This window comes from Bacillus cereus group sp. MYBK139-1, from assembly GCF_051916915.1.
GTDB lineage: Bacteria > Bacillota > Bacilli > Bacillales > Bacillaceae_G > Bacillus_A > Bacillus_A pacificus.
Genome location: NZ_JBQAHO010000006.1, coordinates 46,085 through 62,295 on the forward strand (window position 1 = coordinate 46,085; position 16,211 = coordinate 62,295).

Here is a 16,211-nt window from a genome sequence, read left to right on the forward strand (position 1 = left end):
AGAAACTTTTTTAGAACTACTTCATAGAAATAGTTGCTGCTACTGGATAATGATCAGAATAATCATCATACGTATATTTTTTGAGCCATGATGTAACAGTCCACTGTGGAGATTTTGGTTGTAATACTTTATTCTCTATAAATGATGGATTCGCATGGTCCTTACTTGCAATAATATAATCTAAATACTCAGCAGGACTATCAGGGAAATTATATTTTGCAATACTGTTTGTCGTTGCATCCCAAGTTGCTGTATGTCCCGTATAAGATGGAATTGACGCATGCAATGTTTTAAACATGGATGCGTACTCTGAGTCACTATTGTTCTCTGCATTTATTTTATTCACGTTCATATCACCACCAAATAGAACGTACTCGTCATTTGGTATATTCTTATTTTTAATAAAATCTTGAATTTCTTTTAGCTGGTTTGTACGTACAGATGCAGGTGAAGTTTTTCCACACATACTATCTTCAGCCTGCAAGTGTGTCCCAATCACATGAACGAAACGATCATTTTTCTTAATTTTCGTGTATACAAACCCTTTATTTGATAAATTATCTGGCCCGCATCCTTTTGCAAATACATATTGAATCTTTTCAACGATCGGCCATTTACTCACGATTGCAACGCCTCCATCTTCAGGCGTTGAAGATGAATAGCTACCTAACGTTTTATCCCATTCATTTCCATTACTACGACCTAATACTGCTGTTTGATTTGGATATTCTTTCTTCAAATTCCCTAACAAACGATCTGATGCGCTATTATCAAATACTTCATTTAATATAACTACATCCTGATTCTTAATATAATCTGCCACCCCAATTAAATCGGCACGCTGACTTTGTCCCCAGTTCGGATATAAGTTAGTTGATAGCATATACACGTTGTGCGTCATCACTTTCAAAGTGTTGTTTTGATCTGTAGACGTGTCTGCTTGCACTGAAGATCCTCCGTATAAAACTCCTAAACCAATCCCAAAGCTAAGTACACCTTTTAGCAATTTACCTTTCACGTTCCATACCTCCATTTGTATAGTAATAAAAAGGTCAAATACTCTATTGTGAGATTTGACCTTTTTTAAATACTTAACGATCTCCGTACGTATCAAACCAAAGCTGAATGTATCCAGCAGTAACACGTTGTGCATCCATTAATCGCTTACCTGTCATTGGCGTAACTTCAGCGCGCCATTTATCTGCATATTCTTGTGACACAGCTGCTTTTACGAACCAATCTTTCGTATTATCATTTACAATTCCAGAGTAATCTTGTTTCGCTACTACTGCCGCTCCATGAATCCACTCTTCTGGATTTGTACCTTTCCAGTTCCAATATCCATTTCCATCCGTTACTTTATAATTATCTTTTATCGTATCTACAAAGTTTTCATATTTAGAATGGAATCCTTGTGGATATGAAAGATTTGTAAAGTTTGCCGCATGCATCGGTTGGTTTACATCTCCTAAATAATGAAGAGATAATCCTAAATAGAAGAATGCTTGTTTCATATCTTTATTTTTGTATGATTCACCAGCTAATTTAAAATATTTAGCGCCAGTTTCTTTTGCCTGCTTTGCAAATGGAATATATGTTTTTCCATTGTCTGGATCATAGAAATGTGAAGCAAATGTGCTATTATCATAATAAGGATTTTCATAGTCAGCAGCATAAATACCGTTCTCTAACTCCGTACGCCATTCATTTAATTGTGCAACTCGATCTTGTTTTACAAGTGTTGTATTGCGAGACATAATATCAATCGCACGGTTTACAATCCATAAATGAGAATTTACACCTTCTTTATGTTTATCTTCAGCAGACCAGCGGTGAACTATTTTTATTTTACTTCCCCCATCATTTTCATGAGCAAATGCAACGCTTTGTAAAGGAGCTACTAATGTAATAGCTGCTGCTAAAGCAAGTACTTTCTTTTTCATCTGAAATCCTCCATTTTATAATCGAATTATTGTAAACTTTTTGTTAGGATCCTATGATGTCGTCCGGTTAACCTATGACTAGAATATCCCACCTTTCATGAAATTTCTATCACTAAATTAAAATATGCAAATGTTCATATCATTATAACTTTATACATAGTGAATATAATGAATGAATGCACTTTCATTTTAATAAACTATTATTAAGGCTTATCTAAACTAATGTAAAAAAAGAGTAAAGCATACACATGCTTTACTCTTTTTTTCTATTCGATAATATACTTGGCAGTTGGACATTAACTGCCAACTTATGTATAAATCCAAACACTAATCCAATTCCAATAAATATGTATAAGATTGTAAATATCTTTCCAAAATCAGTTTGCGGACTAAAATTCGCATCACCAACAGTCGTCAACGTGACCACACTAAAATATAAAGCGTCGAGAGGACGTAATCCTTCAACTGTACTATAAAAAATTGTACCAGACGTTAATGTTAAAAATGTTAATACGAATAATACTTGAAATTCTTTATCTTTCCACGCTCGTAAACAAGCTTTTAGCATCCGTTTCAATGTCAACATAAATGAAAGCATTAGACTTCCCCTTCCAAACAAAATACCTGTAGTTACAGGAAAGTCTATCACCTTTCTGTACAGAAAAAAAGTAGCCCTCTTCTATTTCTAGAAAAGAGCTACTTTTTACTATTCTATATTATTTAGGTGAAACAAGAATTTTCACTTGTGTTTTATCTTTTACAAGTGCTTCAAATCCTTCTTCAACAACTTGATCCACTGTGATTTTTTTCGTAATTAATTTCTCTGCTTGAATTTGGCCAGAGCTAATTAATTTAATAACAGCTGGGAAGATATGACGATATCCTAAAATACCAACCACTTCTTTTTCTTTTAGTACAAGATTGTTTGGAGTAATTGTTGCGTCTTTTTCCCATACACTAACAATTACAGTTTGTCCTTCGAAGCTTGTACTTTCAATTGCTTGACGAAGTACTACTTCAACACCTGTTACTTCAAAGCTCACATTTACACCTAAACCATTTGTTAAGTTACGAATTTCTGCTAATACATCTTGAGTAGCTGGATTTAATACGTAATCCGCACCTGCTAATTTTGCTAACTCTTGACGTTCTTTAGAAAGCTCGACTGCAATAACAGGAGTTGCTCCTGCTGCTTTAGCTGCTTGGATAACAAGAAGTCCAATTGGACCACAACCAAATACTGCTACAGCTTCCCCTTCTTTTAATTTACTTTGACGTACTGCATGAACTGCTACAGCTGCTGGTTCTACAAGTGCACCTTGTTCATATGTCATTTCATCTGGAATATGGTGAACCATATCTTCTGGTACTACTGTATATTCAGAGAAACCGCCGCCTTCTCCGCCAAGACCGTGGAAAACAAGTTGTTCACAAACATTGTAATGTCCATGTTTACAAGCTTCACATTTACCACAAGAATAAATTGGTTCTACAACGACGCGGTCTCCTACTTTATGAGATGTAACGCCTTCACCGATTTCAACTACCTCACCGCTAAACTCATGACCTAAAATAACCGGTGCTTTTACATGTGTTAATGGATGCTCTTCTGTTGGAATAAAAATAGGTCCTGCTAAATATTCATGCAGGTCTGTCCCGCAGATACCACACCATTTAACTTTAATCTTAACTGCTCCTGGTTTTACAGTTGGTTCTGGTACTTCTTCTACTCTTACATCACGTTGATTATGCCAAAGTAATGCTTTCATTTTATACATCCCTCTCTATGTATATACTTAACCTGGTGAAGTTTACAAATCTATTATAATACTTCTATCCATATATTTCAAAAAAACAATCTCATTTCCACTAAATTTTAACAAATAACGTTCAATATTTTGTCACTTTGTACTTTTTTCCACATCTGTTAACTCAATTTCATTGCGGTTGAAATTAGCATTATGCCATAATAGCATAGGAGAGGTGAATATCGCTTGAAATATTTTATTTACTTTATTGTTATCGTAGCGTTTCTAGATACATTTTCACAATTACCTATTATGAGTACGTTCGCTCAAAGTCTTGGAGGATCCCCTCTTATTATTGGGCTAGTTGTCGGCATGTACTCATTTGCTAATATGATTGGTAATATTATTGCTGGCGCTGCTGTCGATAAATTTGGTGCAAAAAAAATACTTTATATAAGCATGGGACTCACGAGTTTCATAGTCTTGTTATACACCGTTGTTCAAAGTGGTGAACAACTATTAGTTGTGCGCTTTATGCATGGGTTTAGTGACGGATTTTTAATTCCTGCTGCCTTTACGTTTTTATCAAAACAAACAAATTCAGCAAGACAAGGTAAGGCAATGGCCCTATCTGGTGCTGCTGTTGGAACAGCGGCAATTGTAGGACCTGCCTTCAGCGGGATTATGAAAGCAACTGCTGGTATAGAGTGGGTGTTCATTACCATTTCTATTTTAATGGTTCTTGGTACAATCGTATCTCTCTTCTTCTTACCAAATAACGTATCAAGAAAAGATACTTCAAGAACACAAATGATGAACAAAGAAGATATGTTTGAACTATTGAAATCAGAACCGTTATTACAGGCATATATTGGTGCTTTCACACTCATGTTTTCACAAGGAATTGTCACTTATATGTTACCAGTGAAAGTTGAGGCATTAGCACTTAAAGCATCTACAACAGGCATGATGTTAAGTGTATTCGGTATTACCGCTATCCTCTTCTTCTTACTACCAACAAATCGTATTTACGATCGATTTAATCGTTCAAAACTAATGCTAATTGGTATTGCAGTAATGGCATTAGCATTATCTTTACTTGGATTATTTGCAACAAAAGGCATGCTCTTTATCGTTATGATGATTTATGGCATTGGATTCGCTATCCTTTTCCCATCGATAAATGCATTACTTGTTGAAAATACGACAGATGATAAACGCGGAAAAGCATTTGGATTGTTTTATGCTTTCTTCTCATTAGGAGTTGTTGCTGGATCCTTTACAGTTGGAGCAATCGGGGCATCCCCTAGCGCCAGCTTCGTTATTGGAACTGCATTCTTATTAACATTTGCCGGAATGATTTATGTCAGAAGCAAAATAAAAAACAAAGGCAAAGTAAAAAAGACAATGATGGGTTAATTCCATCGTTGTCTTTTTTTGCCGAATATATTACTTTTGTGTGTAGCTAAGTAACAATGTAAATAAATTGAATGGTAAAGGCAATACTACATTTCTTCTTTTACAAAAAAAGTGTATCAATACCAACGATACTTCGACAATTTCCTCGGAAATATTTCCTTTCCCTGCATAATTTGATACACTACATATAAACAGACACTTGTATTACATAAGCTAAAATAATAACTTACTGTACAAATTCAAAAGCACATTCTTCATATGAAGAATGTGCTTTTCTGTTATTAACGTTTAATCCAAACAGCGCCTGCTGATTTATCCTCTGCCTGTCCAACAACTTGGAATTTAAGTCCAAGATTCGGAACTTTTCTTCCTGCGTCTGCAATTTGTTTGTTACTATATACTTTTGAGTCATCAAAAGTTGTAACACCTTGTAATCCAGAATAGTTAAACTGTCCACGTGTTAATGAATTTACACTCCATGCTGGTGTTTGATCAAATGAAAATGCAGCGTCTGCAATTTGCATTCCAGTATTACCGTAAGTTGGTTTTCCATTTAAATTTCCCACAAGCGCCTCTGGATGTGAATCTACAACACCAAGGAATCCTTCACCTGGATGTACCCCAACCCAGTTATCTTTAAAGCTATCATCTGCATACCAAACGACAAGACCTGTATTATACACTGGGCCTTTTCCTGCTTTTAATCCATTATCTGATCCCGCATAGTTTCTCCACTCTAAGTAGTAATAATGAGCTTTTTTCTCTGTCCCATCAGAAACAACAAAACCATTTACATTCATTTTAGCTGTTCCTTCTGCATCATCAGAAAATACTACTTGTCCATCAACTGTTACATTTACATTGTCCATCGCAAAACCTTTATACGTTACAGCTGGATCTGTAATATAGTCGAATTGTAGTTTCACTTTTTTCCCTTTAAATTGACTTAAATCATATGATTTATCTATCCATTTCCCATCTGTTGTATCTTTATCTCCTTGGACTGCTTTTTCTCCAAGTCTATCAATTAATGTTTTCGTTCCATCTTCTGTTACTGCATGTACTTCGACAAAATCGCACTCTGCTTCTAACTCATAATTTGCTTTATAATCGAATTTTGCATTTGTTCCTTTTGTTAAATCAAAGAATGGTGTTTCTAGTGTTGTATGCATATCATCTCCTCTTGTACTGTAATATGCATGCTTTCCAAACTCCGGCTTAATCGTTTCAACACTTTTACCTGGTAAGTTAACACGTACAACGCCTGGACGATTGGACTTCGTAACACTTTGATCGATATATGTAGGAACTCCTACACCACGTTTAATGTTATCGTAATCTACTTCCAAAATTCTTGCCCAGTTGCCACCCATATTCTTTTGTAAGAAATCTTTATTTTGTGGTGAGAAACTAGTTGGCTCTGTTCCTGCAATTTTCCCTGTCCAACTTCCCCCACTCATGAGTGACCAAGCTTCGACGGGTGAACCCGTTCCAGTATATTTCGTATCATATTCATCTGGTAAGCCAAGGTCATGTCCAAATTCATGCGCAAATACGCCTACTGCTCCATCTTCTGGTTCAATTGTGTAATCATGTGCTGCTACTTTGCCACCAAAGTAATCTACCTTTGATTTTGTCCCTTCAATTGCTACTGGATCTATTGCTAATTTTGAACGATGTGACCAAATGGCATCATCGCCTAATTTACCACCACCAGCTTCTTGACCAACACCTGCATGGATTACCATTAAATGATCAATTACACCGTCAGGCTCATTTTGATTCCCATCACCATTTGTATCATATCTATCAAACTGATCAAATTGAGATAAATCTAACCCTTTCTCAGCAGCTGCATGTAAAGCTTCTTTCACTAAATCACGTGCGCCTTTTGGTCCTTTATTATCGTGACCACTACTACCATCAGCACCGTAGTCAGATGCTTTTCCTGGAACAGTTAGCCACTCCGTTACATATCCATCTGTCGTATAACTACCACCAGACTGCTCTTCGTAATATTGTTTAAATGTTTTTACTTTCGAACCATCAAATAACGTGTATGGTTCATTACCAAATAACATCTTTTGATAATGCTCTCTACTAAAGTCATTCGAATACATATACCCTGGCGTTTGATCAATATTATTATGTTTATAATCACTAAATTCAACGAGTAATACTAATACCTTATCTGTTCGAACAGATCCCTTATACGGCGCTTGCTTTGCTTTAGATGTTGGAACTTGCCCATTCAATTGTTTTTTATTTGGTTCAGGCTTTTGCTCAGGGCTAACATTTTTTTCAGGTTTCTTTACTTTCTCCTTTTCTTCCATTTTTTTCTCTTTTACTTTTTTCACGAAATCAGATGCCTCTTTAGCAGTATCGGTTGGAAGAATTTCTTTATTTGCCTGATCCCCTTGTTTCTTTTCAATATATTTCTCTACAGCTTTTTTCGTCTCTTCTTTAGAAGATGCTGGATTAATTGTTCCTCTTTCTTTCAGAGCTTCCGCTAAACGATCTTCTTGAATTAAATTGTAATCAATTGGTGTTGTAGACACATTTATTTTCTCTTGTGCTGGCGTTTCTGCGTATGCTAATGGAGCACTCATTACAGATGTGCATCCGATAATTGCCGCAATTGCTAATGACGATAACACTTTAAATGGCGCTTTTCTTCTCATTCTATTTCTCTCCTTTTATAAAACTTAAAATTCAGATAAATAAGTGCATTTAAATCAAGTGCTCTACTTTCTTCCCTCCCTATATAAAAAGGCACAATCCTATAAACGTTAAGCTTTCTGTTATAGAATCATGCCCTCCAGTTTTCTGGTGAGAACTTCTACCGTTTTATGTCGAAATATGAAACATAAAAAGTGATTTGATATATATTAAATAGCTTATATAACAAATTTAAAAGACAATATGCAAAATTGCATGAAAATTCTTTTAAATAAAAAAGAATCCTAGTCAATTAAACTAGGATTCTTGATTTTCTATTATTTCTCTTGTGTTTTTTCCCAATCAGCTAAGAATTTCTCAATTCCTTGATCTGTTAATGGGTGCTTCACTAATGAAGCAATTACGTTTGCTGGGATTGTTGCAATATGTGCACCGTTTAATGCTGCGTCAGTTACGTGAACACTGTGACGTACAGATGCTGCGATAATTTCTGTTTCGATACCGTGAATTGCAAAGATTTCTGCGATTTGGCGAATTAAGTCCATACCGTTATGACCGATATCATCTAAGCGACCTAAGAATGGTGAAACGTATGTTGCACCAGCACGAGCTGCAAGTAATGCTTGAACTGCTGAGAACACTAATGTAACGTTTGTACGAATTCCTAAGTCAGAGAACGCTTTTACTGCTTTTAAACCTTCTGTTGTCATTGGAACTTTTACAACAACGTTTGGAGCAATTTTCGCTAACTCTTTTCCTTCTTCGATCATTTTATCTGCTTCTAAACTAATTACTTCTGCACTTACAGGTCCTTCTACGACGTTGCAAATTTCACGAATGCGCTCGTGGAAATCTACACCTTCTTTTGCTACAAGTGATGGATTTGTCGTTACTCCAGCTAATACGCCTAATGCATTTGCCTCTTTAATTTCGTTAATGTTTGCTGTATCAATAAAGAATTTCATTTGTTATTCTTCCTTCCTAATTTTCATTTTATATTTATTTATTTTTCTTAATAAGCTCTAATTCAATCGGAATAGATTTGTCCACTTTTTTACCTTGTGTGATCTCTTTTGCTGTTTGCATCGCCTTCTCTCCGATTAATTCCGGTTTTTGAGCGACTGTTGCAGCCATACGCCCATCTTTAACCGCTTTTACAGCATCTTCTGTTGCATCAAATCCAACAACGACTACATCTGTTTTGCCAGCAGACTTCAATGCTTCAAGTGCACCTAATGCCATCTCGTCGTTATGCGCAAACACGGCTTTAATATCACCATTTGCTTGCAAAATGTTTTCCATAACAGATAATCCTTTTGCTCTATCAAAATCAGCCGCTTGTTTAGCAACTACTTTTAAAGACTTATCGGCTACGTTATGGAATCCTTTCCCACGTTCACGAGCAGCAGAGGATCCAGGGATTCCTTCTAACTCAGCAACGTTTGCTCCTTCGCCGACTAATTCACGAATGTAATCACTAGCCATTTGACCACCTTCGATGTTATTAGATGCAATGTGGGAAACAACCTTACCTGAATTTGCAACGCGGTCTACTGTAATAACAGGAACGTTCGCTGCATTTGCCGCACTTACCGCTGAAGCAACAGCATCTGAATCGGTTGGATTAATAACAACTACATCGACACCTTTTTGAATTAAATCTTCAACATCGTTCGTTTGCTTTGCTGCATCATTTTGCGCATCAACAGCGATCAATTCAATGCCGCTATCTTTCGCTTTCTTTTCTGCACCCTTTTTCAAAGTTACAAAAAATGGATTGTTTAAAGTTGAAACAGAGAATCCAACTTTAATAGTTTTATTTCGACCTTTATCGCTAGAATCCTTTGCCCATTCTGGGGGTTCCATTGAACAACCAGCAGTAATGACCATAATACATGCAACGAGTATAAGTAACCATTTCTTCATGAACTGTCCCTCCATTACGCTTCTTTTCGGCGATCAATTAATACAGCTAGTAAGATTACAAGTCCTTTTACAACTTGTTGGAAGAAAGAAGATACACCTAATAAATTTAAACCGTTATTTAGTACACCGATAATAAGCACACCGATGAATGTACCAACGATCCATCCTCTTCCCCCAGAAAGACTTGTTCCACCTAATACAACTGCTGCAATTGCATCTAATTCGTAAGAAGTACCTGCAGTCGGCTGTGCAGAATCTAATCGTGATGTTAAGACAATACCTGCAAGCGCTGCCAAAATTCCGGAAAGACCGTAAATCATTACTTTAATTCTCGTAACATTAATACCTGATAGTGCTGCTGCTTCTTCATTTCCACCAATTGCAAATGTACGGCGACCAAATGTCGTTTTCTTCAAAATGAAGTACAGTACTGCAAAAGCGATCATCATTGTAACAGCTGGTACCGGAATACCGAGAAAATAACCGCGACCAAACATTTGGAACATTAAATGATCACCAAGTCCAGTGATCGGACGTCCGTCCATATAAACAAGCGTCAACCCGCGAAAAATAGTCATTGTTGCTAAAGTCGCAATAAATGGAGCTACTTTTCCCTTCGCTATGATGATACCGTTTACAATTCCCATTACAAGACCAGCTAATAATCCAACTGCCATCGCAAGGAACGGGTCCATGCCACTTGCCATCATTCCAGCAACAAGTGCACTTGATAATGCTAAAATAGAACCTACCGATAAGTCAATACCCCCTGTTAAAATTACAAAGGTCATTCCGAATGCAATAAGCGCATTAATCGATACTTGACGCAGTATATTAAATAAATTTGGAATTTCAATAAACGCTGGATTTAAAGCCGTAATTACTACAATAATTAGCGCTAGTCCAATTAAAGACCCAAGTTGTTGTAATACATTCCCCTTCTTAGCCATCCTTACTCTCCCCCTGTAGCTAGTGCCATAATAGACTCTTGTGATGCCTCATCTTTCTCTAAAATGCCGCCGACTTTTCCTTCATGAATGACAAGAACGCGATCACTCATCCCTAAAACTTCTGGAAGCTCAGATGATACCATAATAACGGCATCTCCTTGCTCGGTAAGCTTATTCATAATAGAATAAATTTCTTTTTTCGCTCCAACATCAACACCCCTTGTTGGCTCATCTAAAATGAGTAACTGCGGGTGGATACCTAGCCATTTCGCAATAACAACTTTTTGCTGATTTCCACCAGAAAGAGATTTCACCGCTTGTTCTCCACTAGATGCTTTCACATTAAGAAGTTTCATCATGTCCGCCGTAAACTGTTGTTCTAGCTCGTTGCTTAGAACACTTCCCTTTGAAAGACTTTCTAAATTCGGTAAAGCTAAATTTTCTCGAATTGAAAAATCTAACACTAATCCTTCAGACTTTCTATCTTCTGTAATGAAAGCAATTCTTTGTCTAATTGCATCTATTGGACTATCAATCTTTACTTCTTGTCCATTTATAAAAATTTGTCCAGAGTCTAAAGGTTCATAACCAAATATCGCTTTCATAATATCAGTGCGACCAGCCCCCATCAAACCAGCTACACCAAGGATCTCACCTTTCCTCACTTGAAACGAAACATTTTCAAATTTCCCTTTCTTCGTTCCGTTACGCATTTCAAAAATGATATCACCAATTTGACTATTTCGTTCTGGATAACGTTCACCAATGCTGCGCCCCACCATCATGCTCACTACTTCATCAAATGATGTTTCCGGAATGGATCTCTTGCCGACGTATTCCCCATCACGTAAAATTGTAATGGTATCACATATTGAAAAAATTTCTTCCATTCGATGTGAGATATAAACGAACGAAACACCTTCTTTACGTAATTTATTAATAACAGTAAACAACGTTTCAATTTCACGATCTGTTAATGCAGCTGTAGGCTCATCCATAATAATAACGCTCGCGTTTGTCATTAGTGCTTTCGCAATTTCGATAATTTGTTGTTGTCCAACCGATAACTCTCCTGCCAACATAGCGCCTTTTACATGTAACCCTAGTTCCGCTAGTTGCTGCTGTGCAATCGCATTCATTTGACGCGTACGTAAAATACCTGTTTTCCCATACATTAACTCTTTACCGAGAAACATATTTTCAGCTACTGTTAAATTCGATAATATGTTCAATTCTTGATGTATAAATGCAATACCGTACTCTTCAGCTTCTTTCGCATTTTTAAAAGTTCGTTCTTGTCCATCAATCGTGATTGTTCCACCATCTTTTTTGTATACACCTGTTAAAATCTTCATGAGCGTTGATTTACCCGCTCCATTTTCCCCCATCAATGCATGGACTTCTCCTGTTTCAATCATAAATTGTGCATTCTTCAAAACAAGATTGCCATTGAACGCCTTTGAAATATTTTTCATTTCAATACGCATTCTCATCACTTCCCTTTATTAAAAAATCACGCCTGCATGTAAAATTACATTGGCATAAGGAGTAGCCTCTCCTGTACGAATAATGGCTTTCGCTTTCTTCGTATGCTCTTTAAATCTTTCATGAGATACATATTCAAACGCTGGCTCTATTAATTTCAGCTCAATTTCTTTATTTACTTCCGCATTATTGTTAATGACTTCTTCTGCTAACGTTACTTTTTCAATGGCCATATCATCAGCTACCACTTGCAATACGTCTAAAAAGCTAGGTTTTCCAATCTCAACAGCTAAATCAATTCGTTTTACTCCGTCAGGGATCGGTAACCCGCAGTCTGCAATTACAATTGTATCTGTATGCCCAAGTGAAGCAAGAACTGATGCAATCTCACTGTTTAATACACCGTGCTTTTTCATCCGACAATCACCTGCACTTCACGTACTTTATCTCTCGTTGGCATACCGCCTTGCGCCCCAAGTTTCGTTACAGAAAGACCACCAGCAATATTCGCAAAACGAATTGCTTTTTGAAGTGTTTCTCCTTCAGAAAGCGCAACTGCTAATGCACCATTAAATGTATCACCTGCTCCAGTCGTATCTACTACATCAACAGCAATGCTAGGAACATGTACAATCTCCGTACCATTATGGAAACGTACACCGTTAGAACCTTCTGTCATCAATAGTTTGTTTGGATATTTAGCCAGTAACTCTTCAATTGGTGATGTGAAATCATCTAATACGATGCGACACTCATGTTCATTTGGCGTAATATAAGTTGCCTTTTCTAAAATATCTTCTGATAACACTTGTGCTGGCGCTGGATTTAACATAACCGGGATTTTGTTTTCCTCACAAATAGCCAATACATATTTTACTGTTTCAAGAGGAATCTCTAGTTGAAGAACAACCATATCTGCTTTTGTAAGAAGATCTTTTGAACGATTTACAACCGACTCATTTACAAGAGCATTCGCTCCTTGCACGACAACAATACTGTTATCCTCTTCTGCTAAAACGATATGAGCAATTCCTGTCACCGCATCTGTAACCGGTACCACATAGTCGATAAAAACGCGCTCGTTCTCTAAATTTTTTCTAACTACCGTTCCATAATTATCGTTTCCTACCGCACCAATCATCGCTACATTTGCGCCTAATCTAGCCGCAGCAACCGCTTGGTTAGCTCCTTTCCCTCCTGGAATTGTATGAAATGCTTCACCAATTACTGTTTCCCCTGCTTTCGGACGTTTTTTTGAAACGGCCACTAAGTCCATTGAAATACTACCTACTACTGCAATATTTGGCATCTATTTCATCTCCTTACTTCGTTGTATTTCGTTCTATAATTTCAATCGGCAAACGATAGTGTTTCTCTTCTAATACGTTTCCTTCCATCTGCTCTAACAGCAGTTCTGTTGCAATTTTCCCCATTTCATAAATTGGCTGTGCAACAGTTGTAATAGATGGATACATCATCTCTGTTAAAGAAATTCCATCGAATCCGATAATTTGTAAATCATCCGGAATAGAAATTCCCTTTTGAAGTGCAGCCTTTACAATACCTATTGCAATTAAATCATTCCCAGCAACAATTCCATCTATATGTGGGTACTCTTCTAATAATTCCACCGCTACACGCTCACTATTAGCTGGATCAAATGTACTCTCTGCAATCATATAAGAAAGATTATTTTGTGTAATAACGTCTACAAAGCCTTCAAAACGTTCATTCGCTGTGCTTACGTCACGCGGTCCACGAATATGCGCAATATGTTTACAGCCTTTATCTATTAATAGCTTTGTCGCTGCCTGACTTCCTGCATAGTTATCGGCGTATACAGTAGGAATACGCTCATTAAATATACGATCAATCGCAACAACTGGAACAGATAAATTCATGTAATTAACACTATTTTGTGGATTTGTTGCTACAATAAATCCATCCACATTATTTTGCCTAAGTACATCAATATATTGCTTTTCTTTCTCTAAACTTTCATCAGAGTTACAAAGTACAACTGTGTATCCCTGCTTATGCGCTACATCTTCTACGGCACGTGCAACTTCCGGAAAGAATGGATTCACGATATTTGGAACAACTAAGCCAATTAAACGAGATTTTTTATTATACAGTGAACGCGCTACTGTACTAGGTTTATAGTCTAGCATCTCAATCGCTCGCTCTACTTTCTTTAATGTATCTTCATGAACATATCCATTTTTATTTAACACTCTGGAAACGGTCGCAACAGATACTCCCGCTAATTTTGCAACGTCTTTAATCGTACTCATTTTCTTTCCTCTCCATTCCATGTAACCGTTTACAGAAAATAATATAACGTATTTCTAGAAATACGTCAATCATTTCTCATGAAAAAGCTTTTAAGGTTATACTCAAAAAAAGCACCGCCATAAGGCGATGCTTTTTCATTACGAATATGATACAGTTTGTTCTTTTTCCTCTGTAGCTGGCTCTTCAGCATCTTTTTTACGATCTGACAGTTTAATCTTCTGTAAGAAAATCGTAAAGATAGCGCCTACTACGATAAATACTAATCCTGTTAAGAATACAGTATGAAGTGAGTCTACTAAAGAGTTTTTCAAAATCGGTACAATGCTGTTAGCGAACGCTTCTGGCATTTGTTTTAATGCCTCTGGACTAAATAACATTGAATATAAACCTTGTGGATCTGTATGAATCATATCTTTAAATTTCGTTACCATTTGTCCCGCTTCTTTCGGGAATGTATCTAATACAGGTACTAAATTCTTTGTTAATGTTGTACCTGAAGTGTTATTCATGATTGATCCTAAAATTGTAATACCAAATGTTCCGCCGATTTGACGGAAGAACTGACTTGATGATGTTACGACACCAAGATCTTTTTTCGGGAAGCTTTCTTGTAACGCTAATGTTAATGTCGGCATTACAAGACCCATTCCTAAACCGATAACCATCATATAAGAAGTAGCAGTCAATTTAGTTGTGTGCATATCCATCGTTGTTAATAACCAGAATCCTCCAGCCATTATAAGCATTCCTGTAATAATTTGTGGTTTTACACCAACTTTTAATACAAGTTGCCCGCCAATAATACTCATCACAATCATTGTAATCATCATTGGCGTCATAATTGTTCCTGATTCAGCAGCACTTACTCCTACAATTCCTTGCATGAAGAATGGTACGAACATAATCGCACCGAACATTCCAATACTCATAAAGAATCCAATCGCATTTAGTAATGTAAATGTACGATTTTTAAAGAAATGCATCGGTAAAATTGGTTCTTCCGCTTTCGTTTCAACGATAACAAAGCTAACGATACCAATTAAAGCTAATGCAAATAACCCGATAATTTGCCAAGAATCCCATGCGTAATCTTTTCCACCAAACGTTAATGCAAGTAATAAACTGACAACACCGAGAATCATCGTAAAGATTCCAGCGATATCAATTTTAATTGGTCCTGTTTGTTTATGTGATTTTAATCCCATTGCAATAAAGATTGTTGCTAAAATACCAACTGGCAAGTTAATGTAGAATACCCATCTCCAGTTCACTGCATCTACAATCCAACCACCCACTTGTGGTCCAATTACAGAAGCAAGACCGTATAACGCACCAAAAATACCTTGCCATTTCGCACGTTCTTTTCCCGTGAACATATCTCCGATAATAATCATAGCCATTGGCATCATAATACCACCACCAAGACCTTGAATACCACGGAAAATAATTAATTCTGTCATACCATTTGCCATACCACATAATGCTGAGCCAACCATAAAGATAACTAGCCCTGTTATATATACGTTACGACGACCAAGTAAATCCGCTAATTTACCTGCAATCGGTACAACTGTTGTTGATGTTAACATATAAGCTGTTGTTAACCACGTCATTAAGCTTAATCCGCCTAGTTCACCGACGATACGTGGCATTGCTGTACCAACGATTGTTCCATCTAAGGCAGCAAATAGCATCGCAATTACTAAACCGACTAACAACAACTTTCTATTTATATTGTCTTGTTGCTCCATGTAATCTCCTCAATT

General features: G+C 36.8%; 14 protein-coding genes. 1 reads left to right on the forward strand and 13 read right to left on the reverse strand.

The window, feature by feature from the left end; all coding sequences use genetic code 11:
- Positions 1-16: 16 nt before the first annotated feature.
- The 4 genes from sph to bdhA form a co-directional block, all read right to left on the reverse strand.
- On the reverse strand, positions 17-1,033 hold the full coding sequence (gene sph, locus ACTFRS_RS23945; protein WP_242293921.1) for a sphingomyelinase C: 1,017 nt from the start codon (positions 1,031-1,033) through the stop codon (positions 17-19).
- Positions 1,034-1,091: 58 nt separating this feature from the next.
- Positions 1,092-1,943: a phospholipase CerA gene (gene cerA, locus ACTFRS_RS23950; protein ID WP_000731010.1), complete on the reverse strand. Its 852-nt coding sequence runs from the start codon at positions 1,941-1,943 to the stop codon at positions 1,092-1,094.
- 253 nt (positions 1,944-2,196) lie between these two features.
- Entirely contained in the window at positions 2,197-2,541 is a 345-nt protein-coding gene (locus ACTFRS_RS23955; protein ID WP_000948234.1) for a potassium channel family protein, read from the reverse strand.
- A gap of 118 nt (positions 2,542-2,659) precedes the next feature.
- Positions 2,660-3,712: a (R,R)-butanediol dehydrogenase gene (bdhA, locus tag ACTFRS_RS23960; protein WP_000645822.1), complete on the reverse strand. Its 1,053-nt coding sequence runs from the start codon at positions 3,710-3,712 to the stop codon at positions 2,660-2,662.
- A gap of 225 nt (positions 3,713-3,937) precedes the next feature.
- Between bdhA and ACTFRS_RS23965 the strand changes: the two genes are divergently transcribed.
- A complete protein-coding gene (locus ACTFRS_RS23965) occupies positions 3,938-5,110 on the forward strand; it encodes an MFS transporter (protein WP_139869410.1) in 1,173 nt (390 codons plus the stop codon).
- Between the two features lie 281 nt (positions 5,111-5,391).
- Here ACTFRS_RS23965 and inhA2 read toward each other — a convergent pair whose 3' ends face one another.
- The 9 genes from inhA2 to ACTFRS_RS24010 form a co-directional block, all read right to left on the reverse strand.
- Complete coding sequence (gene inhA2 / locus ACTFRS_RS23970; RefSeq protein ID WP_139869409.1) at positions 5,392-7,791, reverse strand: M6 family metalloprotease immune inhibitor InhA2; 2,400 nt, start codon at positions 7,789-7,791, stop codon at positions 5,392-5,394.
- Between the two features lie 315 nt (positions 7,792-8,106).
- The gene (gene fsa / locus ACTFRS_RS23975; protein ID WP_000667661.1) at positions 8,107-8,754 is read right to left on the reverse strand and encodes a fructose-6-phosphate aldolase; all 648 of its coding nucleotides are present in this window, start codon (positions 8,752-8,754) and stop codon (positions 8,107-8,109) included.
- 34 nt (positions 8,755-8,788) lie between these two features.
- Complete coding sequence (gene rbsB, locus ACTFRS_RS23980; RefSeq protein WP_097950469.1) at positions 8,789-9,715, reverse strand: ribose ABC transporter substrate-binding protein RbsB; 927 nt, start codon at positions 9,713-9,715, stop codon at positions 8,789-8,791.
- A gap of 14 nt (positions 9,716-9,729) precedes the next feature.
- Positions 9,730-10,665, reverse strand: coding sequence for an ABC transporter permease subunit (locus ACTFRS_RS23985; RefSeq protein WP_001074633.1), 936 nt, complete (start codon positions 10,663-10,665; stop codon positions 9,730-9,732).
- 2 nt (positions 10,666-10,667) lie between these two features.
- Complete coding sequence (gene rbsA / locus ACTFRS_RS23990; protein ID WP_431084914.1) at positions 10,668-12,152, reverse strand: ribose ABC transporter ATP-binding protein RbsA; 1,485 nt, start codon at positions 12,150-12,152, stop codon at positions 10,668-10,670.
- Between the two features lie 18 nt (positions 12,153-12,170).
- Positions 12,171-12,566, reverse strand: coding sequence for a D-ribose pyranase (gene rbsD / locus ACTFRS_RS23995; protein WP_000716161.1), 396 nt, complete (start codon positions 12,564-12,566; stop codon positions 12,171-12,173).
- Positions 12,563-13,459, reverse strand: coding sequence for a ribokinase (gene rbsK, locus ACTFRS_RS24000; protein ID WP_139869407.1), 897 nt, complete (start codon positions 13,457-13,459; stop codon positions 12,563-12,565). Before rbsK ends, rbsD begins: the two co-directional genes overlap by 4 nt.
- 13 nt (positions 13,460-13,472) lie before the next feature.
- On the reverse strand, positions 13,473-14,444 hold the full coding sequence (gene rbsR / locus ACTFRS_RS24005; RefSeq protein WP_139869406.1) for a ribose operon transcriptional repressor RbsR: 972 nt from the start codon (positions 14,442-14,444) through the stop codon (positions 13,473-13,475).
- 138 nt (positions 14,445-14,582) lie between these two features.
- A complete protein-coding gene (locus tag ACTFRS_RS24010; RefSeq protein WP_139869405.1) occupies positions 14,583-16,196 on the reverse strand; it encodes an MDR family MFS transporter in 1,614 nt (537 codons plus the stop codon).
- Positions 16,197-16,211: the final 15 nt, after the last annotated feature.